This is a genomic window from Sphingobium sp. MP9-4 (assembly GCF_005281675.1).
Lineage (GTDB): Bacteria > Pseudomonadota > Alphaproteobacteria > Sphingomonadales > Sphingomonadaceae > Sphingobium > Sphingobium yanoikuyae.
The window spans coordinates 13,644-33,642 of sequence record NZ_LUFI01000029.1 but is presented as its reverse complement, the minus strand read 5'-3'; the positions used below and the strand labels follow the sequence as shown (position 1 = coordinate 33,642).

Here is a 19,999-nt window from a genome sequence, read left to right as displayed (position 1 = left end):
CGCCAGCGCCCCCGGACCGGTAGAGACGGCCCAATTTACCGCTATTTTCCTATCATCTTTCACAGGAGCCCGCGTGACTTCTTCCCCCACGCTTGACGTTGTCGCGATCGGCAATGCCATTGTCGATGTTCTGGCCCGCAGCGACGACGCATTTCTGGCGCAGCATGCGCTGACCAAGGGCGGCATGCAGCTGATCGACGCCGAAATGGCCGAGACCCTTTATGCCGACATGCCCCAGGCCAAGGAAATCAGCGGCGGTTCGGCCGCCAACACGCTGGCCGGCCTCGCCGCGCTGGGCGCCAAGTGCGGCTTCATCGGCCAGGTCAATGACGACCAGCTGGGTGCGGTGTTCGCCCATGACGTGCGCGCGCTGGGCATCAAGTTCGACACGCCGGTGATGCAGGGCGACATTCCGACCGCCCGCTGCCTGATCCTGGTGACGCCGGACGCGCAGCGCACCATGAACACCTTCCTGGGCGCCTCGCAGTTCCTGCCCGAAGCGGCGCTGGACCTGGAACTGATCCAGTCGGCCCGCATCCTGTATCTGGAAGGCTATCTGTGGGATCCCGAGCAGCCGCGCGCCGCGATGCGCGCCGCGATCGACGCCGCCCGCAATGCCGGCCGCAAGGTCGCCTTCACCCTGTCCGACAATTTCGTGATCGACCGCCATCGCGCCGACTTCATCGACCTGATCGAACAGGGGCTGATCGACATCCTCTTCTCGAACGAGGGCGAGATCCAGTCGCTGGCGCAGGTCGATGATTTCGATGCAGCGCTGGCCCGCTTCGCCGACAAGGTGCCGGTGCTGGTGTCGACCCGCAGCGAAAAGGGCGCGGTCGCCATCGTCGATGGCGTGCGTCACGAGGCCCCGGCTGCGCCCGTCAGCCAGATCATCGACACGACCGGCGCGGGCGACCTGTTCGCCGCCGGCTATCTGGCCGCACATCTGGAAGCGCGCAGCGTCGAGGATTGCCTGGCGCTGGGCGCGGCGGCCGCCGCCGAAGTGATCTCGCACTGGGGCGCGCGTCCCGAGGAAGATCTGAACCTGATCCGCGCCAAGCTGTTCGCCTGATCGCGACAGACACTGACAAAAAAGCCCGCCTCTCCGGTCGAGAGGCGGGCTTTTTTATTGGGTGGATCAGGCCGGGTTCTTTTGCTTGCGGAACAGGGCACGGTCGTCCGGGCCGAAGCCCCAGCGCCAGATGACGAAGCCATAGGCGCCCAGGATCGCCCAGACGCCGACCGCCAGTTCGACCCATTCGAAGCGCGCAGGCAGGGCGACGAAGGCCGCACCAACGATGCAGGCGACGCCCGAGGCACTGAGCAGGGGCCAGCGCCAGGCATTGACGCGGGCGTGGAGCAGGCTGGAGAGCAGCCGCGCCTTGACGAAAGCGCCAGCGCCGAGCGCGATGCAGAGGCCCAGAGCAGGTGCGGCGGCCAGTTCCTGCGGTGTGAGGCCGAAGCGCTTGCCGAGTAGGATCAAACCGAAGCTGAGCGCCGCCTGCAACGCGATCATGCTGAGCGAGATCATCAGATTGCGGTGGCGGGCGATATAGACCAGCGCGGATTCGCTGACCACGGCGGTCGCCGCGACCACTTCGGCCAGCAGCAGGAAGGCGAGCGCGCCGGTGCCGCCGACGAAATGCGGACCAACCAGGCCCATGACGGCCTCACCCGGAATGCCGAGCGCCAGCGCGATGCCGGCCTGCGCGGCGATGATCCAGAAGCCGACCTGGCTGACCTGGCGCGCGATCGCCGCCAGATTGCCCTCGGCCAGGTTGCGGGTGATGACCGGGCCCAGGATGGGGTCGAAGCTGGTCTTCAATTTCTGCGGCAGCGAGGCGACCTGCTGCGCGACATAATAGATGCCGACGATCGCCGGGCTGACGAACAGGCCCAGGATCGCCATGTCGAGCCGGCGCGAGCCCCATTCGACGCCGTCCGCAGCGGCGAGCGGCAGGTTGCGGCGCGCCAGACGCCAGAGCCGCCCGGCATCGGGACGCCAGCCATGCGGCCGGCCATAATGACGCCACATCGGGATGATCGAGGCGATCATCGCCGCGACCATCGACACGACATAGGAGAGGATCAGACCGTCGCGCAGCGAATAATAAGCGAAACCGAAGGCGCCGATGCTGATCGCCCAGGGTTCGATGATCGAGCGCGCGCGGACCGTCGCGCCGATGTCGAAGCGATAGGCGCAGGCGGCCAGCGCAACGTCGGAGGTGGCCACGGCGATGACGATCAGCGCCAGCAACCGGTCCAGCCCGTTGATGCCGCTGTTGGGGAACATCGCCTGGGGGAAGGCAATCAACAGGCCGGCCCCCAGCAGCGACGCGATCAGCGTCACCACCATCGCGTCGGTCACGACATGGCTGTGCGGCCGTTCGGTCTGGGCGAGCGCGCCGGCAAGACCGCGCTTGAGACCCAGCGTCGCGATCTGGGCGACGAATTCCACCACCAGCACGGCATAGGCGAAGCGCCCCAGCGCATCGGCGCCATACCAGCGGCCGGCGATGAACAGGAAAGGCAGGCGCGCAGCCAGGCGCAGCAGGAAGCCGAAGACGTTGGTCCGTCCGCCCTTGGCCAGGGCGGCGATGTCATCCTTCTGTTCGGCAGGGGTCGCCTGCGCGGTCACAGGACCCTGGTCCCCCTCGATTGTCATGCTCATGTCTATAGGCGATCTATTGTGTCGCGGCGATGCTTATTCAGGCCGCAGCGGACGCGCCAGCAGCGCGTCGATGACCTGTGCCAATGGTGCGGCGTCGCCGAGCAGGGCGCAGACGGCTTCCACCACCGGCATTTCGACGCCGGCCGCGCGGGCTGCATCGCGCAGCACCGGCGCGGTATGCGCGCCTTCGGCCACGGTGCGACGGTTGGAGAGAAGCTCGGCTGCGCTCTGCCCCTCGCCCAGCCCCTTGCCGAGCGAGAAGTTGCGCGAATTGGTGGAGGAACAGGTGAGGACGAGGTCGCCCAGGCCCGACAGGCCGCCCAGCGTTTCGGCGCGGGCGCCACGCGCCAGGCCGAAGCGGGTCATTTCGGCAAAACCCCGGCTGATCAGCGAGGCGCGCGCATTGAGGCCGAGGCCGGCCCCTTCCGACACGCCGCAGGCGATGGCGAGCACATTCTTGACCGCGCCGCCGATTTCCGCGCCGACGACATCGTCCGACAGATAAGGGCGGAAGGTTGGGCGGGCGATGCGCGCCGCCAGCTTTTCGGCCAGCGCCTGGTCGGCGCAAGCGAAGGTGACGGCGGTCGGCAAGCCCTTTGCCACTTCATGGGCGAAGGTGGGGCCGGAGAGGACGGCGATCGGCGAGCTTGGCTGCGCCTGCGCCGCGACTTCCGACATCAACAGACCGGTGCCCGCCTCTATCCCCTTGGAACAGAGAACCAGCGGCACGCCGGCCGGCGCCTGCGCGACGACGCTGCGCAGATGCTGGGCCGGGCTGACCACCAGAATCAGGTCGCGATCAGCCAGGTCCGACAGGACGCCGGTCGCCCGGATCGAGGGCGAAAGCGGCAGGCCGGGCAGATAGAGCGGATTTTCATGGGCGCCGTTGATCGCGTCGACCACGTCGGCTTCCAGCGCCCAGAGGCGCACATCCTGCCCGTCGGCCGCCAGCAATTGCGCCAGCGCGGTGCCCCAGGCGCCTGCTCCGATGACTCCCGCCTTCATGCCTTCACTCCTGCTCCACGCGCCTTTTCCGCCGTCGGATCGAGCGGCCAGCGCGGCCGGGCGGGGATGGTGAGATCGTCGGTCATGCCCGCAGCATAGCGCTCCGCGCCGGCCCAGGCGATCATCGCCGCATTATCGGTGCAGAGCCACAAGGGCGGCGCGACGAAGGGCAGGCCATGATCCTGCGCCAGCGTGGTCAATGCTCCACGCACCGACTGATTGGCGGCGACGCCGCCAGCCACGACCAGTGCGGTCACGCCTTCGCTCGCGGCGAGCGCGCGGCGAGTGCGGTCGAGCAGGCAGTCGATCACCGCCTGCTGGAAGCTCGCGGCGATATCCTCGACCGCATATTGGCCCGACTGCGCGGCGCGCATCACCGCGCTCTTGAGGCCGGCGAAGGAGAAATGGGGTTCATCGGTGCCGACCAGCGGGCGCGGCAGCGGCACGGCGCGCGGATTGCCCTGCGCTGCCGCCTTTTCCACCGCCGGGCCGCCGGGGAAGCCGAGGCCGAGCAGCTTGGCAGTCTTGTCGAAGGCTTCGCCAGCAGCGTCGTCGATCGTGGTGGCAAGGCGGCGATACTGGCCGACGCCCTCCACCCTGAGCAACTGACAATGGCCGCCTGACACCAGCAGCAGCAGATAGGGGAATTGCAGATTCTGGTCGGCGAGGCGCGGCGAGAGCGCATGCCCCTCCAGATGATTGACCGCGACCAGCGGCTTGCCGCTGGCATGGGCGAGCGCCTTGCCGGTGACGAGGCCGACCATCACGCCGCCGATCAGGCCGGGGCCGGCGGTGGCGGCGATGACATCGACATCGGCCAGCGTCATCTTTGCGTCGGCCAGGGCCGCTTCGACCAGCGGGGCCAATGCCTCGACATGGGCGCGGGCCGCAATTTCGGGCACGACGCCGCCATAGGGACGGTGCGCGTCTTCCTGCGTGGCGAGGCGATGGGCCAATATCTGCCCGTCGGCCGTCACCAGCGCCGCCGCGGTTTCGTCGCAGCTTGATTCCAGGCCGAGGATGATGGTCATTGCCGCTTCCATCTAGTGCCCGTGGCCATTAGAGCAAGCCGCTTATGAAAAGACCCGAACGACCGTTGCGCCTTGGCACCAGGGGATCGCCGCTTGCGCTGGCCCAGGCCCATATGACCGCGCAGGCGCTGCGCGACGCCCATGGCTGGGATCAGGACGCCATCACCACCGTCATCGTCCAGACCAGCGGCGACCGGATCCAGGACCGGGCGCTGGCGGAAATCGGCGGAAAAGCGCTGTGGACCAAGGAACTGGACCGGGCGCTGGCGGAGGGCGAGATCGATTGCGCCGTCCACAGCATGAAGGATGTCGAGACGATCCGGCCCGATGCGATCCGCATTGCCGCGATGCTGCCGCGCGCCGATGTGCGCGACCGGCTGGTCGGCGTGGAAAATTTTGCCGCGCTGCCGCCGCAGCCGATCGTCGGCACCAGTTCGCCGCGCCGTGCCGCGCAGGTGAAGCGGTTACGCCCCGACGCGCAGATCATATTGTTCCGCGGCAATGTCGCCACCCGGCTGGCCAAGCTCGAATCCGGCGAAGCCCATGCAACGTTGCTCGCCGCCGCCGGGCTCGACCGGCTGGGGCAGGCGGACATTGGCGCCACGGTCGAAATCGACACCATGTTGCCGGCGCCGTCGCAGGGGGCCGTCGGCATCGAGACGCTGGCCGACAATGACGACATGCTGGGCTGGCTGGCGGCGATCAACCATCGCGACACGTTCGATTGCGTGATGGCTGAACGCGCGGTGCTGCGGGGCCTGGGCGGCACATGCCATTCGCCGATCGCCGCGCTCGCGCTGCTGGAGGGCGAACAGATTCATCTGCGCGCCGAGATCATCAGCCCGGAAGGGGACGAGACGGTGCGGGACGAGGCACGGCTGGCGCGCGGCGATTTCGACGCAGCCGAGGCGAGCGGCCGGAGCCTGCTGGAACGGGCAAGCCCGGCGCTGCGCAGCCTGTTCGAGGGGTGAGACCGCTTATCATCCTGCGGCCCGCGCCCGGCGCCGGCAGGACGGCGGACAAGGCGATGGCCATGGGGCTGGCGGTGCGGCTGTGTCCGCTGTTCGCGGCCGAGGCGATGACCTGGACGCCGCCACCCGCCGGGGATTTCGATGCGCTGCTGGTGACGAGCGCGCAGACGGTGCGATTCGGCGGGGCCGCGCTGCAGGCCTATCGCGCCTTGCCGACCTATGCCGTGGGCGCGGCGACCGCCGAGGCGCTGCGGGCGGCGGGATTTGCCGATCCGGTCGCGGGGGATGGCGATGCCAGCGCGATCGCCGCGCGGATCGGGGCCGACGGGCTCCGGGCGTTGCTGCATCTGTCGGGCGAGGCGGTGGCGCCGATGGACGCGGGGCCGCTGCGGGTGACGCGCATCCCGGTCTATCGGATGATGCCCCTGCCCTGCGATCCGCTGGACCTGAGCGGCGGCGTGCTGCTGGTCCATTCTGCGGCGGCCGGCGCCCGGCTGGCGGAGATATTAGCCGAAAATCAGCGCGCAACCAGCGACGTGGTGGCGATAAGTCCGGCGGCGCTTGCCGCCTGCGGCAGCGGATGGCGCAGCGCGCAGGCCGCCGATGCGCCCAATGATGCGGCGGTACTGGCCCTCGCCCGTCGATTGTGCGAATGAAACCGCGGTCGCAAACGAGAGAGACTTGATGAACGAGCAGGAGAGTGTGGAAATTCAGCAGGAAACGCCGCCGCCCGCGCGCCGACGCACATCCTGGCTGACGCCCGTGCTGCTGCTGTTCGCGTTTCTGATCGGCATCGGCGTCACCATCTGGGCGATGCCGCAGATCGAACGGCGCTGGGGCAAGGACGAGGCGGCGACGCCCGCCCTGCCTGCGCCGCTGCTGGGCAGCAACGCCATCCCGTCGGGCCGTCCGCTGACGGCGGATGCCGCGCAGATGCTCGACGCCCGCGTGATCCAGCTGGAGGAGCGGCTCAACCGCATCACCGTCGAGGCACAGGCCGCGTCGGGCAATGCCGCGCGCGCCGAAGGGCTGCTGGTCGCCTTTGCCGCCCGCCGCGCGCTCGATACCGGCGCCCCGCTCGGCTATGTCGAGGGGCAGTTGCGGCTGCGTTTCGGCCAGGCCCAGCCCCGCGCCGTCGCCACCATCATCAACGCCGCGCGCGAGCCGGTGACGCTGGCCGACCTGCGCGCCGGCCTGGTCGATGTCGCCGACCGCGTCACATCGCCGCCGGCCGATGCCAGCTGGTGGGACAGTTTCGAGCATGAGGCGCGCGAGCTGATCATCATCCGCAAATCCTCCACCCCCTCGCCGCGGCCGCAAATGGCGATGCAGCGGGCGCTGCGCTACATCGACGCCAGCCGGGTCGGCGCGGCGCTGGCCGAGGTAGAGCGCATGCCCGATCGCGCTGCGGCCGATCGCTGGATGCAATATGCCCGCCGCTATCTGGAGGCGCGCCGGGCGCTCGACCTGATTGAGACGGCGGCGATATTGGAGCCGCGCCAGCTGCGCACGACCGAGGGCGCCAGCGTCGCCCAGACATCGCCCCTCGCCCCCTGAGCTTCATTTCCTGAGACACACCGTTCATCGCTTGCGATGAAACCCATGGACGCACCCTGCGTTTGTCACGAGAATGTCACCTTTCCCGCCCGGTTCAGGACAATATCTCTCGTGCCACCCTATGCCGATGCCATTGCCAGCTTCTGGAAGGGCCGCCTTGCCAGCGGTCCGCGTGCGTCCGCGCGTCCGTCGCTGTCGCATCTGCTGGGCAATGCCTCGGTGCCGTTCGACATCAACCGGACCAAGGCCCAGGCCGAACAACTGAGCCGCGCGATTCGCGGCGACGGGCGGCATATATTGCTGGTGCCCGGCCTGATGGCGTCGGAACATCGGATGGAGCCGCTGCGCGCGATCCTGAACGCCGCCGGCTATCAGGCGCATGGCTGGGACATGGGGCGCAATTTCGGGCCGCGCGCCGATACGCTGGAGAAGATCGACGCCCGCGTCGATGCGATCCGCCGGACAAGCGGCAAGCCGGTGACTTTGGTCGGCTGGAGCCTGGGCGGCCTTTATGCGCGCGAATATGCCAAGTTCGCGCGATCCAAGGTCGGCGGCGTGGTGACGATGGGCACGCCCTTTTCCGGCGATCCGCGCGCCAACCATGCCTGGCGCCTCTATCAACTGGTGTCGGGCTTCCCGGTCGACACGCCGCCCTTCCCCTGCACCCGCGAGGAGAAGCCGCCGGTGCCGACCGTCGCGCTCTGGTCGCAGCGTGACGGCGTGATCCTGCCCGAATGCGCAAGGGGCCGAGCGGGCGAGCGCGACCGCGCGATCGAGGTCGACTGCACCCATATGGGCTTCGCCGCCGCGCCGGAGGGGATCTTGGCCGTCGGCAAGGCGCTGGAGATGATGGCCGCCTGAGCGGTCAGTAACGGACTGGTTCACCCTCCACCGTCAGCAGGCTGGGATCGGTCAGCCGCACATGGGTTTGATAATAATATTTGTCGGTTGGCCGGCCATCCGCCAGAAAATGAATTTTCACCCGCTTCGCTTCGCCGCGGACCGCGATGGTCTTGCCCGTCAGATATTGATCGAGTTCCGCGCCGAAACGCTGTGCCAGTGCATCGGCCATGGCACCGGGAATGGCGATCGTCAGGTTGCGGGGATCGCGATAATCCTGCTGAGAATTAAGATAGAACCAGCCGCCCTGGCGCCCAGTGGCGCGGACAGGCAGTTCGAACACCCCCTTCACCCCATCGGGGGCGACAGCCGCGGCATTCATCACCGCCTGTTCGGGAAAGATATTATAGGAAGCAGACGGCGCTGCGGCTCCCATGAGCAGCAGGCCGGACGACAGGATGAGAGCATAACGCATCAGGCTGGCCTCCAGAATGGTCCGGTCCGGCCAGCCTAACCCGATCAATCGGCCACCGCCAGCCTCTTCAACGCTTCTTCCCGGCCGATCAGCGGCAGGAGCTGGCCCATGTCGGGGCCGTGGTCCAGGCCCGTGAGGGCGCGGCGCAGGGGTTGGAACAGGGTCTTGCCCTTGCGGCCGGTTTCTTCCTTGAGCGCGCCGGTCAGCGTGCGCCAGATGTCGGCGTCGAAGGGGACGGCGGACAGGATGCGATGGGCGGCGGCGAGGAAATCGTGGTCCTCTTCCGCCGCTTCGGGTGCCGCGATCGGGCCGGTGACGATCTGCCACCAAGCGGTGGCGCCCGCCACCGTCTCCAGATTGGGGCGGATCGCGGCCCAGGCGGCGGCGTCCATGCCCGCGGGCAGGCGGTCGGCAACCGCTTCATAAGGAAGCGCGTGGACGATCTTCTGGTTGAGGCTGGCCAGTTCGGCTTCATCGAAGCGCGCGGGGGCACGGCCGAAATGGGCGAAGTCGAACGTCTCGATCAGCGGCGTACGATCCGCAAAGGGCTCGATCGGCTGCGAGCTGCCGAGGCGGGCGAGCAGTGAGGCGATCGCGGCCGGCTCCAGCCCGATCTCGCGAAAATGGGCGACGCCGAGCGAGCCGAGGCGCTTGGACAGCTTGCCCTCGCTGCCGGTCAGCAGCGCTTCATGCGCGAAGGCGGGGAGCAGTGCGCCGAGCGCGGTGAACATCTGGATCTGGGTCGCGGTGTTGGAGACATGGTCCTCGCCGCGCAGCACATGGGTGACGCCCATGTCGACATCGTCGATGACCGAGGGGAGCATGTAGAGCCATGAGCCGTCGGCGCGGCGGATCACCGGGTCGGACAGCAATTTGGGGTCGAAGCGCTGCTCGCCCCGGATCAGGTCGGTCCAGACGATCGGCTGGTCATGGTCGAGCTTGAAGCGCCAGTGCGGCGTGCGCCCTTCGGCCTCATAGGCAGCGATCTGGTCCGGGGTCAGCGACAGGGCGGCGCGATCATAGACCGGCGGCAGGCCGCGGCCCAGCAGCACCTTGCGGCGCAGCTCCAGCTCCTGCTGGGTTTCATAGGCGGGGTAGACATGGCCCGAGGCCTTGAGCGCCGCGAACCGCGCTTCATAGAGAGCGAAGCGTTCGGACTGTTTTTCCTCGCCGTCCCAGTCGAGGCCGAGCCAACGCAGATCAGCCTTGATCGATTCCGCATATTCGGGGCGCGAGCGCTCCAGGTCGGTGTCGTCGAGGCGCAGCAGGAATTGGCCACCGGACTTGCGCGCCCACAGCCAATTGTGGAGCGCGGCGCGGATATTGCCGACATGGAGATGGCCGGTCGGCGATGGTGCGAAGCGGGTGATGACAGTCATATCTTTATTTCCAAACCCGTGCGCCCCGAACGAAGGGGCTTCGCCATGCTCAGCCTGCCCTTCGACTTCGCTCAGGGCGAACGGATGTTACTTATACGCTGCGGAAGGCGTTGGTGATCGGGTAGCGGCGGTCGCGGCCGAAATTGCGGATGCCCAGCTTCACACCGGGCGGCGACTGGCGACGCTTATATTCGGCGATGTAGAGCAGATGCTCGATCCGGGTGACGACCACCTTGTCGAAGCCGCGCTCGACCAGCTGGGCCACCGACAATTCCTCTTCGACCAGGCCATAGAGGATCGGGTCCAGCACCTCATAGGGCGGCAGGCTGTCATCATCCTTCTGATTGTCGCGCAGTTCGGCGCTGGGCGGCTTGGTGATGACGCGTTCGGGCATCACCGGGCCGGCCGGGCCAAAGCCTTCGCCGAGCGAGGGCATATTGTCGTTGCGCCAGCGGCAGAGGTCGAACACCGTCGTCTTGTAGGCGTCCTTCAGCACCGAATAGCCGCCCGCCATGTCGCCATAGATGGTGGCATAGCCGACCGACATCTCGCTCTTGTTGCCGGTGGTCAGCAGCATATGGCCGAACTTGTTGGAGAGCGCCATCAGCGTGAGGCCGCGAATGCGCGACTGGATATTCTCTTCGGTGAGGTCGCGCGCCTTGCCCTCGAACACCGGGGCCAGCATGGTGTCGAAGGCGGCAACCGCCGGCTCGATCGGGATGGTGTCATAGCGAACGCCGAGCAGGCGGGCGCATTCGACCGCATCGTCCAGGCTTTCCTGGCTGGTGAAGCGCGAGGGCATCATCACGCACCAGACCCGGTCGGCGCCCAACGCATCGACCGCGACGGCGGCGGACAAAGCGGAATCGATGCCGCCCGACAGGCCCAGCACGACGCCGGGGAAGCGGTTGCGGTTCACATAGTCGCGCAGGCCCAAGACCATCGCATTATAGATGTCGGCCGGGCGCGGATCGAGTGCATGACGCTCGCCGGGCAGGCAGACCCACTGGCCGTCCCATTTCTCCCACTGGGTCAGCACCAGCTTTTCTTCCCAGTCGGGCAGTTGCTGGGCGATGGAGAGGTCGCCGTTCATGACGAAGGAGGCGCCGTCGAACACCAGTTCGTCCTGGCCGCCGACACGGTTGAGATAGACGAGCGGCAGGCCGGTTTCGCGCACGCGGGTGCCGGCGACGACGTTCAGGCGGCGATCATCCTTGTCGACCTCGAACGGGCTGCCATTGGGGCTGATGAGGATTTCCGCGCCCTCGGCCCGCAAATGGGCAGTGACGAAGGGGAACCAGATATCCTCGCAGATCGGCACGCCGATCTTCACGCCGCGAAACGTGATCGGCGCGGGCAGCGGGCCGGGGGCGAACAGGCGCTTTTCGTCGAAGGTGCCGTAATTGGGCAGTTCGCGCTTCTGGCGGATCGCGGTGACGGCGCCATTTTCGATCAGGGCGACGACGTTGAACAGCACGCCCTGCGACGCGACGACGGTGCCGACCAGCATCGCCGGGCCGCCATCGGCGCTTTCCTGCGCCAGCCGGTCGAGATGATAATTGGCCTGGTCAAGCAGCGCGGGCTTGAGCACCAGATCCTCGGGCGGATAGCCGATCAGTTGCAGTTCGGGAAAGACGATCAGGTCCGCGCCCCTGGCGCGGGCGCGCCATTCCAGCATGGCGTCGGCATTGGCCCGCGGGTCGCCCATGGTCTGGGTCATCTGGGCGAGCGCGATCACGAGTTTGTCGGTCATGCACCGCGCCCTAGAGCATTTTGCCTATTTGCGAAAATGCTCTGTTTTCCGATGCCGCATTTTCGAACCGAACACCCGCTTCGCGCGTGTTCTGAAAATGCGGGGGCCATTTTGTCGCAGGGCGCAAAAGCGCCTTTCCACATGGGACATGCGCCGCTAAAGGGGCCGCGTTTCGCGCATCGTCATCAATTCGTCACGCCAATTAGCCTGGGGATTTTCGCCATGAAACTCATGACCGGCAATTCGAACAAGCCGCTCGCGGCCGCCATCGCCGACTATATCGAAATCCCCCTGACCGAGGCCAGCGTCCGCCGCTTTGCCGACGAAGAAGTTTTCGTGGAAATTCATGAGAATGTCCGCGGCGAAGACGTGTTCGTGATCCAGTCGACGGCCTATCCGACCAACGACAATCTGATGGAATTGCTGATCATGATCGATGCGCTCAAGCGCGCGTCGGCCAAGCGAATCACTGCCGTCGTTCCCTATTTCGGCTATGCCCGCCAGGACCGTAAGCCCGGCCCGCGCACGCCGATCAGCGCCAAGCTAGTCGCCAACCTGATCACCACCGCCGGCGCCGATCGCGTCCTGTCGGTCGATCTTCATGCCGGCCAGATCCAGGGCTTCTTCGACATCCCGACCGACAATCTGTTCGGCGCCCCGGTGATGTCGGCCGATATCCAGGCGCGTTTCGGCGACAAGAATATCATGGTCGTGTCGCCCGACGTCGGCGGCGTGGTGCGCGCCCGTGCGCTCGCCAAGCGGCTCGACAACGCGCCGCTGGCGATCGTCGACAAGCGTCGTGAACGCGCCGGCGAGTCGGAAGTGATGAACATCATCGGCGACGTGAAGGGCCGTTTCTGCATCCTGATCGACGATATCGTCGATTCGGCCGGCACGCTGTGCAACGCCGCCGCCGCGCTGAAGGCGCAGGGCGCCGAGGAAGTCGTCGCCTATGTCAGCCATGGCGTGCTGTCGGGCGGCGCAGTCGCCCGCGTCGAGGCATCGGAACTGCTGGAACTGGTCATCACCGACTCGATCCAGGGCACCGACGCGGTGAACGATGCCAAGCGCATCCGCCACCTGCCGATCGCCCCGCTGCTGGGCGAAGCGATCAAGCGCATCGCGGACGAAAGCTCCGTTTCTAGCCTGTTCGACTAAGACGCGCATGCGCGTCCTGCTGGTTGGGGCCTATGGCTTCATCGGCAGCGGGATTGCGCGCGCGCTGATCGCGGCGGGGCATGAGGTCATCGGCCTGGGCCGGTCCGAACGGACCGCCCGCCGCCTCTTCCCCGCCCTGTCCTGGCATTTCGCCGACCTCAACCACATGACCCAGCCGGCCGACTGGGCCACGGCGCTGCACGGCGTCGACGCCGTGGTCAATGCCAGCGGCGCGTTGCAGAGCGGCGGCGGCGAACGGCTGGAGGCGATCCAGGGCGCCAGCATCGCCGCGCTGATCGACGCCTGCGCCGCGCAGGGCATTGCCCGCTTCATCCAAATTTCCGCGCCCGGCGCCACGGCAAAGGACGCCAGCCCCTTCCTGTCGACCAAGGCGGTGGCCGACGATCATCTGCGCGCGTCCGCGCTGCACTGGGCGATCCTGCGCCCCGGTCTGGTGATCGGCCGCAATGCCTATGGCGGCACGTTGCTGATCCGGGCGCTGGCGGCGATGCCGCTGCGGCTGTTCAGCGTCCATGGCGACAGCCGCATCCAGAGCGTCGCGCTGGACGATGTGGCGCAGGCGGTGGTCTGCTGCCTGGCGCCCGACGCGCCGCGCGCAATCGACATCGACCTGGTCGAGCGTGAGGCATCGACGCTGGACGCCATTATCGTCGCCCATCGCCGCTGGCTGGGGATTGCGCCCGTTCCGGTTATCGCCCTGCCCGGCCGGATCGCCACGCCGGTCAGCGCGGTCGCCGACCTGCTTGGCCATCTGGGCTGGCGATCGCCGCTGCGCAGCACCGCCATGGCCATGATCGCGCGCGACGTGACCGGCGCGCCGGAAGGCGGCGAGGCGCTGCTGGGCCGGCCGCTGCTGACGCTGGACCAGATATTGGCGCGCCACCCATCGGGGCTGCAGGATCGCTCGCAGGCGCGGCTGATGCTGCTGATGCCGTGCCTAGTGGCGGCGCTGTCGCTGCTGTTCCTGCTGTCGGGGCTGGTCGGCCTCGCCCGGCTGGACACGGTGGCCGGCGAATTGCAGGGGACGCCGGTCGCAGGAGTCGCCATGGCGCTGAGTATCGCCGGCAGCGTCGCCGACCTACTGCTGGGCGCGGCAATCCTGGTGCGGCGTTGGGCGCAGCGCGCGGTGCTGGGCATGGCTGGACTGACTGCCGCCTATCTGGTCATGGGCAGCTGGGTGCGGCCGGACATGTGGGTCGATCCGCTGGCGCCGCTGGCCAAGGCACTGGTGGTGATGATCGCCGCGCTGATCACCCATATACTGCTGGAGGAACGATGAGCGATGTCCTGATCCTGGCGCTGCGCTGGGCCCATGTGCTGGGCGCCTGCGTACTGATCGGCACCGGGGCGGGCATCGCCTTCTTCATGCTGATGGCACACCGCACCGGCGACGCGCGGGTGATCGCGGCGGTCGCACGGATCGTGGTGATCGCCGACATGCTCTTCACCGCCAGCGCAGTGGTGGTGCAGCCGATTACCGGGCTGGCGCTGGCCCACGGGCTCGGCTGGCCGCTCGACACGCCCTGGCTGCTGCTGTCGGTTGCGCTCTATCTGCTGATCGGCGCCTTCTGGCTGCCGGTGCTGTGGATGCAGGCGCGGATGCGCGACCTGGCGGCAGCCGCCGTCGCCGGCGGTGATTCGCTACCATCCGCCTATCATCGACTTTTCCGCTGGTGGTTCGCCTTCGGCTTTCCCGCCTTTGGCGCGATTCTGGCGATCGTCTGGCTGATGCTGGCGCGCCCGGCGCTTTAATGCGTCGGGAACAGGATGATCGGCAGGGCGAAGACCAGCGCCAGGCCGGAGACGATGCGCTGGCCGCGCGAGACGCCCAGCGGCAGTTCGCGCCATACCATCGGGCAGGCGAGCAGGGCGAAGACGACGAGGATGTTGGAGATCGTCACCGATCCGCCGATCGGCATGTCCTGCCGCAGCGCGAGGCCCGCGAACAGGCAGATGAAGCTCAAGATCCAGCCAACCAGCGCCATGACGGCCCCCTTTCTTCCGGGAGGCTAGAACGGCACGGTTTCCAAAAGCTTAATCGCCCTCTTCGGGGATCGGCTTCCAGGGGTCATAGCTGCCGAAGCTCCAGACATTTCCTTCAGGGTCGAGCGCGGTATAGCCGCGCCCCGGATAGCCCGGATTGTCATGCGGTTCGTCGACCACCACCGCGCCTTCGTTGCGGGCATGGAGGCAATGGGCATCGACATCGGGCACGACCATATAGACGCAGGCGGTGATGCCGCCGAGGTCGCGCACCGTCGACCAAGTGTAGAGCGACTCGCCCTCCATATCCTTGACGCTGCCCAGCATCACCATGCCCTCGCCCAGGACAAGCTGGGCATGATGGATGATGCCGTTGTCGAGATCGTCGGGATAGACGGCGTGCCGCTCGAAACCGAAGGCGGCGCACAGGAAATCGATGGCGGCGGGCGCATCGGCATAGCGCAGGCACGGGATGACGGGTGAACCGGGCATCTTTCCTCTCCCCTTCGGTGAATCGGGTCGCTCCTGTCTAGCCTATCGCGCCCCGACCGGCTAGGCGAAGGGGCATGACGACCCGCGATGACCTGGCCCTTGCCAACCGCCTTGCCGACGCCGCCGGCGCCGCCATCCGTCCCTTTTTCCGCGCGCGCTACGATCTGGAGATCAAGGCCGACAAGTCGCCGGTGACGGAGGCCGACCGCGCCGCCGAAGCCGCGATCCGCGCGATCCTGGAAAAGGAACGGCCGGACGACGGCATCATCGGCGAGGAATATGGTTCGGTTCGCACCGATGCCGAGCGGGTGTGGATTCTCGATCCGATCGACGGCACGCGCAGCTTCATCGCCGGGCGGCCGATCTTCGGCACGCTGATCGCGCTGACGCAGGCGGGTTGGCCGACGATCGGCATCATCGACCAGCCGATCGCGCAGGAACGCTGGGCCGGGATGAGTGGTCAGCCCACAACCTTCAACGGCAAGCCGGTGCGCACCCGCGCGTGCAAGGCGCTGGAGGGCGCCGGCATCGCCACCACCAGCCCGCATCTGTTCGCCGAGGGCGACGTGCCCCATTATATGGCGCTGGTCGGCGCAGTATCGGGCGGGGCGCCGCGCCAGGGGCCGGTCTATGGCGGCGACTGCTATAATTACGGCCTGCTGGCGTCGGGCTTCCTCGACATCGTCATCGAATCCGGGCTGCAAAGCTATGACTTCGCCGCTTTGGTGCCGGTGGTCGAGGGCGCGGGCGGCCTGATGTGCGACTGGAATGGCGAACCGCTGACCGCCGACAGCGAAGGCCATGTGCTGGCACTGGGCGATCCCGCGCGGCTGGAGGATGTGCTGGAAGCGATCCACGGCGCGGGTGATGGGCATGACCATGGGCATCATCACGATCATTGAGGCGCCTGCAAGCGACCAAGAGCGGTCGTTCCTCCCCGGCACGGGGAGTTCAATGGAGACACGCGTCTCCATTGAACAGGCGCGGAGCGCCTGACGGAGGGGCAAGTGTCTATTGGTACTACGCTATCCGGCCTGTGCCCCTCCACCACTCGCTACGCGAGCGGTCCCCCTCCCCGTGCCGGGGAGGAATGTCTTGTTCACACCCTAATCCCCCGCCACAGCATCCCTGACAGCGGCGTCGTAGAGAGCGCGATTGTCTTCGTCGAAGCAGACGAAGAGGATATGGTCGAAGGCATCGGGATCGCGGCGCAGCGCTTCCGCCACGGCGCGGGCGGCAACCTTGGCGGCTTGCGCCCTGGGATAGCCATAGACGCCGGTCGAGATCGCCGGGAAGGCGACCCTGCGTAGGCCATGATGGCGGGCGAGCGACAGGCTGTGGCTGTAGCAGCTGGCGAGCAGGTCGCGCTCGCCCTGATTGCCGCCCTGCCAGACCGGGCCGACGGTGTGGATGATATAGCGGGCCGGCAACCGGTAGCAGCGCGTGATCCGCGCCTCCCCGGTCGGGCAGCAGCCAATGCCCCTACATTCCTCCAGCAGCTCCGGCCCGGCGGCGCGGTGGATCGCGCCATCCACGCCGCCACCGCCGAGCAGGCTGTTATTGGCGGCGTTGACGATCGCGTCGACCGCGCAACGGGTGATGTCGCCCGTCACCACGTCCCAGCGCGTCGTCCCGACCATCATAGCCTCAGTCCCTGATCGGCCCGCCGATCGACCAGACATGGCCGAAGGGGTCGGTGACCTGCCCATAGCGGGCGCCCCAGAACTGATTGTCGATCGGGAAGCGGATCGACGCGCCGGCGGCCACCGCGCGATCCCACCAGCGATCGGCATCGTCCACTTCCAGATGCAGCGTCACCGCCGCCGGCTTTTCCGCCGGGCCGCCGCCGCACATTTCGGGGAAATGATCGTTCAGCATCAGCCCGCCATCATTGATCGTCAGATGAGCGTGCATGATCCGCGTGCCATCCTCTTCCAGATGGCGGCTCTGTTCGGTCGCGCCGAAGGCAGCGGTGTAGAAGGCAATGGCGTCGGCGGCCTTGCCGTCGGCGATGGTCAGATGGGGCGTGACCCCCGGCAGGACGAACGGCGTGTCGCTCATGATCCTCTCCTTCGCGCCGACCCATGGATCGAGTCGGCCGGGCCACAGAATAGGCCCGGCGCACGCCGTTCAGAAGATGCCGAGGAACTTCTTGTCCTGCGCCTTCTTCTCGGCCTTGCTGCCCTTGCCCGCTTCATCCTTTGCGGTGGTGCCGCGGCCGACATCGTCGCGCGGCTTGCCGCCACGGGTGCGCTGGGCAGCGGCATCGGCGCCGGCCAGCACCGGGCCGCAGGCCGCTGCCTTGGCGTCACCCACATCGACAAAGGCCAGTGTCGCGGCGATCGGCGTGGCGACGATGCCCAGCGCCGCCGCCGCGCCACCGCGCGCGATCAGATCCGGGCTGATGACGTTGATCGACGGCCGGGCGAAATAGCCGCCAACGCCGACCGGCGACTGGCCGGAGAAGAGGCTGATCTTCTTGCCGTCAGCGCGGAAGGCGAGGTCGAGGCTTTCATTCCTGAACGAGAAGCCGCCCCGGCCGATCATCACATTCTTGCGCGTGTCGATGAGGATCGGGTCGGCCGCCGCCACGCCGTCGCGCACGGTGAAGGCGATGAGGCCGCAATTGATCTGCACCGGATCCTTCAGCTTCTTTTCGAACATCTTGGTGATGAAGGTGCCGACATCGATTTCGGAAAGCTGGACATTGCGCGCCCACATGCTGCCCGCCGGCAGGATGACGGCGATGCGGCCATTGGCGGTGGCGAGCGAGTCATGGACGGTATCGCCCAGACCCGTCATCTGCATCCGCCCCTTGACCATGCCGGTGGTGCCCGATTGCTCGACGCCCCAGCGGGCGAGCAGCGTGCCCATCGGCGTGGGGGCCAGGCGGACGTCATAGGCGGTGCGCACCGGCTGGTTGCGGGCGTTGATCGCGATATCCGACGCGACATGGCCGCCCGCCATGTCGAAGGTCAAAGGCGAGAGCGTCAGCAGGCTATGGTCGAGCTTCAGCGTCATAGCGGCGTTGGCAATCGGCACGTTGGGCGCGCGGATGGTCTTCACGCTGTAGCGGACATTGGCGTCGAAATTGCGGATCGCCTCGATCCGCAGCGGTGCGTCGGGCAGCAGGCGGGGCGTGCCCTGCACGGTCGTGATGGCGCCCGCCCCGCCCTGCGCATCCAGCCTCTGCGGATCATAGCCGATGAAGGGGCCGACATCGATAATGTCGAGCCGCTGCGTCGCCAGATCGGCGTCGAGCTGCAGCCGGTTGTTGGGCAGCGACACGGTGAAGCGGCCAGCCAGGTCGGACGCGCCGAACCGGCCCTGCAAATGCGTGAAGCGCCACTCCTCGCCCGCCTTGGTCAAGGCCGCGGTGAAACGATACTGGCGGGTGCCGGGAATGGCGACGCCCAGGAAATCGAACAAATGACTGAGATTGGGGCCTTGCGCCACGACGCGCAGGTCGCTGCCCTCCAGCTCGGTCGCACCGGGCAGCGTGCCGGTCACCTCCAGCACGGTCGCGCCCGCCTGTGCCCGCAGCGCCAGGCTGTTCTTGCCGCCGGTGACGGTGGCGTTGGGCGACAGCAGACCGCCCTTGAGGGTGAAGGGCTTGCCGCGCATCGTGCCGGTGCCGGACAGGCGCACGTCGCTGGCAAAGCGAGTGTCCTGCGCCTTCACCGTCTCGAAGCCGATATCGGTCGAGAGCATGAGCACCGGATCGCGATAGCGCATGGTCGTGCCAGCGAGCAGCGCGCGGCGGACGAGCGGCAGGGTCATCGGCTCGCCCTTCCGGTCGGGGTCGCCCAGCGTCCATGTATTATGCTGCCGGTCGCGCGACCATTCGAGGTCGGCGGCGGCGCCCCGCAGTTCCAGCCAGGGGATGCGATATCTGCTGCCGAAGATCAGGCTCAAGGGCGCGATCCGTGCATCGATCAGGTCGGCGCGCAGCAGGTCAGGCCGGCTGGCCCAGGGCAGGTTGGCGATGCGCATGCCCTCCGCCCGGAACTTGATCGCGATCGGCGCGAAATAGAGCTGGAAGTCGCCGCCGACCTGCACCTGCCGCTCCAGCCGGGCGGACAGGATGCGCTCGAACGGTCCCTTGAGGAAGCGCCCCTTGGTGATGAAGAGGATCAGCCAGACAGCGAAGAGGATGCCAATGATCCATAGCAGGATGCGCGCCGGCAGCGGCAGGGCGCGCCAGCGGTCGCGCGCGCGGCGCAGATACACAGCCGCGCCGCCGGGCTGGGCGGGCTTGGACGCGCTGGGCGGCACAGGTTCGACTTCGGCCATGGCGGGGTCAACGCGGGCATGCCGCCTTTGGGTCCGAATCGCTTGCTTTTGCGGGCGCGGCCGACTATGGGCCGCCCTTCGCGATATTCAGTGAGACCGCCCGGCTAACTAGGGCTGCCGTGGCTGTCTGTAATCGTCGCGCCAAACAAGGAGACGAAAATGCCCAAGCTCAAGACCAAGAGCGGTGTGAAGAAGCGCTTCAAGTTCACCGCTTCCGGCAAGGTCAAGCACGGCGTCGCTGGCAAGCGTCACCGCCTGATCTCGCACAACGCCAAGTATATTCGCCAGAACCGTGGCACTTCCGTGCTGTCCGATGCCGACGTGGCTCACGTCCGCCTCTGGGCACCCTACGGCCTGAAGTAAGGAGTAG

Annotated in this window: 21 protein-coding genes; 10 read left to right on the top strand and 11 right to left on the bottom strand. The window is 67.3% G+C overall.

Translation table 11 applies throughout. From position 1 onward, the window contains the following. The first annotated feature begins 73 nt into the window (after positions 1–73). Positions 74–1,072, top strand: a complete 999-nt coding sequence (locus tag A0U87_RS09255; RefSeq protein WP_048938140.1) for an adenosine kinase — start codon at positions 74–76, stop codon at positions 1,070–1,072. 66 nt (positions 1,073–1,138) lie between these two features. Here the strand turns inward: A0U87_RS09255 and A0U87_RS09250 are convergent, their stop codons facing one another. From A0U87_RS09250 to tsaD, 3 genes are read right to left on the bottom strand one after another with little or no spacing between them, the layout of a single operon-like run. After that, on the bottom strand, positions 1,139–2,671 hold the full coding sequence (locus A0U87_RS09250; RefSeq protein ID WP_010338681.1) for a lipopolysaccharide biosynthesis protein: 1,533 nt from the start codon (positions 2,669–2,671) through the stop codon (positions 1,139–1,141). Positions 2,672–2,704: 33 nt separating this feature from the next. After that, positions 2,705–3,676 (bottom strand): NAD(P)H-dependent glycerol-3-phosphate dehydrogenase, encoded by a 972-nt coding sequence (locus A0U87_RS09245; protein ID WP_048938141.1) that lies wholly within the window; start codon positions 3,674–3,676, stop codon positions 2,705–2,707. Further along, positions 3,673–4,707: a tRNA (adenosine(37)-N6)-threonylcarbamoyltransferase complex transferase subunit TsaD gene (gene tsaD, locus A0U87_RS09240; protein ID WP_048938168.1), complete on the bottom strand. Its 1,035-nt coding sequence runs from the start codon at positions 4,705–4,707 to the stop codon at positions 3,673–3,675. The genes A0U87_RS09245 and tsaD overlap by 4 nt, the downstream gene beginning before the upstream one ends. 44 nt (positions 4,708–4,751) lie before the next feature. Here tsaD and hemC point away from each other — a divergent pair, with 44 nt between their 5' ends. The 4 genes from hemC to A0U87_RS09220 all read left to right on the top strand — a co-directional run bounded on the left by hemC (position 4,752) and on the right by A0U87_RS09220 (position 8,096). After that, positions 4,752–5,678, top strand: coding sequence for a hydroxymethylbilane synthase (gene hemC, locus A0U87_RS09235; protein ID WP_048938142.1), 927 nt, complete (start codon positions 4,752–4,754; stop codon positions 5,676–5,678). Further along, positions 5,675–6,334, top strand: a complete 660-nt coding sequence (locus A0U87_RS09230; protein WP_048938143.1) for a uroporphyrinogen-III synthase — start codon at positions 5,675–5,677, stop codon at positions 6,332–6,334. The genes hemC and A0U87_RS09230 overlap by 4 nt, the downstream gene beginning before the upstream one ends. 28 nt (positions 6,335–6,362) lie before the next feature. Next, on the top strand, positions 6,363–7,235 hold the full coding sequence (locus A0U87_RS09225; protein WP_010338675.1) for a hypothetical protein: 873 nt from the start codon (positions 6,363–6,365) through the stop codon (positions 7,233–7,235). A gap of 111 nt (positions 7,236–7,346) precedes the next feature. After that, on the top strand, positions 7,347–8,096 hold the full coding sequence (locus A0U87_RS09220) for an alpha/beta fold hydrolase (protein WP_048938144.1): 750 nt from the start codon (positions 7,347–7,349) through the stop codon (positions 8,094–8,096). Between the two features lie 4 nt (positions 8,097–8,100). On the opposite strand, the gene A0U87_RS09215 is transcribed toward A0U87_RS09220, so the two are convergent. The 3 genes from A0U87_RS09215 to A0U87_RS09205 form a co-directional block, all read right to left on the bottom strand. After that, complete coding sequence (locus tag A0U87_RS09215; protein WP_037510002.1) at positions 8,101–8,550, bottom strand: hypothetical protein; 450 nt, start codon at positions 8,548–8,550, stop codon at positions 8,101–8,103. Between the two features lie 44 nt (positions 8,551–8,594). Further along, entirely contained in the window at positions 8,595–9,929 is a 1,335-nt protein-coding gene (gene gltX / locus A0U87_RS09210; RefSeq protein ID WP_137405456.1) for a glutamate--tRNA ligase, read from the bottom strand. A gap of 91 nt (positions 9,930–10,020) precedes the next feature. Continuing rightward, complete coding sequence (locus A0U87_RS09205) at positions 10,021–11,682, bottom strand: NAD+ synthase (protein ID WP_137405455.1); 1,662 nt, start codon at positions 11,680–11,682, stop codon at positions 10,021–10,023. Positions 11,683–11,904: 222 nt separating this feature from the next. Between A0U87_RS09205 and A0U87_RS09200 the strand changes: the two genes are divergently transcribed. The 3 genes from A0U87_RS09200 to A0U87_RS09190 are packed head-to-tail and all read left to right on the top strand — an operon-like array spanning position 11,905 to position 14,613. Beyond that, a complete protein-coding gene (locus A0U87_RS09200) occupies positions 11,905–12,840 on the top strand; it encodes a ribose-phosphate pyrophosphokinase (protein ID WP_010338670.1) in 936 nt (311 codons plus the stop codon). A 7-nt stretch (positions 12,841–12,847) separates the two neighbouring features. After that, on the top strand, positions 12,848–14,140 hold the full coding sequence (locus tag A0U87_RS09195; RefSeq protein WP_048938147.1) for an SDR family oxidoreductase: 1,293 nt from the start codon (positions 12,848–12,850) through the stop codon (positions 14,138–14,140). Next, entirely contained in the window at positions 14,137–14,613 is a 477-nt protein-coding gene (locus tag A0U87_RS09190) for a DUF2269 domain-containing protein (protein WP_048938148.1), read from the top strand. The genes A0U87_RS09195 and A0U87_RS09190 overlap by 4 nt, the downstream gene beginning before the upstream one ends. Here A0U87_RS09190 and A0U87_RS09185 read toward each other — a convergent pair. Then, positions 14,610–14,846: a hypothetical protein gene (locus A0U87_RS09185; RefSeq protein ID WP_048938149.1), complete on the bottom strand. Its 237-nt coding sequence runs from the start codon at positions 14,844–14,846 to the stop codon at positions 14,610–14,612. The two genes, A0U87_RS09190 and A0U87_RS09185, sit on opposite strands and share 4 nt — an antisense overlap. Positions 14,847–14,895: 49 nt before the next feature. Then, positions 14,896–15,336: a VOC family protein gene (locus A0U87_RS09180; RefSeq protein ID WP_048938150.1), complete on the bottom strand. Its 441-nt coding sequence runs from the start codon at positions 15,334–15,336 to the stop codon at positions 14,896–14,898. A gap of 74 nt (positions 15,337–15,410) precedes the next feature. Here A0U87_RS09180 and hisN point away from each other — a divergent pair, with 74 nt between their 5' ends. Further along, on the top strand, positions 15,411–16,238 hold the full coding sequence (hisN, locus tag A0U87_RS09175) for a histidinol-phosphatase (protein WP_048938151.1): 828 nt from the start codon (positions 15,411–15,413) through the stop codon (positions 16,236–16,238). A gap of 204 nt (positions 16,239–16,442) precedes the next feature. On the opposite strand, the gene A0U87_RS09170 is transcribed toward hisN, so the two are convergent. The 3 genes from A0U87_RS09170 to A0U87_RS09160 form a co-directional block, all read right to left on the bottom strand. Next, a complete protein-coding gene (locus tag A0U87_RS09170; RefSeq protein WP_048938152.1) occupies positions 16,443–16,979 on the bottom strand; it encodes an O-acetyl-ADP-ribose deacetylase in 537 nt (178 codons plus the stop codon). A gap of 4 nt (positions 16,980–16,983) precedes the next feature. Next, entirely contained in the window at positions 16,984–17,397 is a 414-nt protein-coding gene (locus A0U87_RS09165; protein ID WP_048938153.1) for a VOC family protein, read from the bottom strand. A 69-nt stretch (positions 17,398–17,466) separates the two neighbouring features. Continuing rightward, positions 17,467–19,629: an AsmA family protein gene (locus A0U87_RS09160; RefSeq protein WP_048938154.1), complete on the bottom strand. Its 2,163-nt coding sequence runs from the start codon at positions 19,627–19,629 to the stop codon at positions 17,467–17,469. Between the two features lie 159 nt (positions 19,630–19,788). Here A0U87_RS09160 and rpmI point away from each other — a divergent pair, with 159 nt between their 5' ends. Continuing rightward, complete coding sequence (rpmI, locus tag A0U87_RS09155) at positions 19,789–19,992, top strand: 50S ribosomal protein L35 (protein ID WP_004208916.1); 204 nt, start codon at positions 19,789–19,791, stop codon at positions 19,990–19,992. The last annotated feature ends 7 nt before the right edge of the window (positions 19,993–19,999 follow it).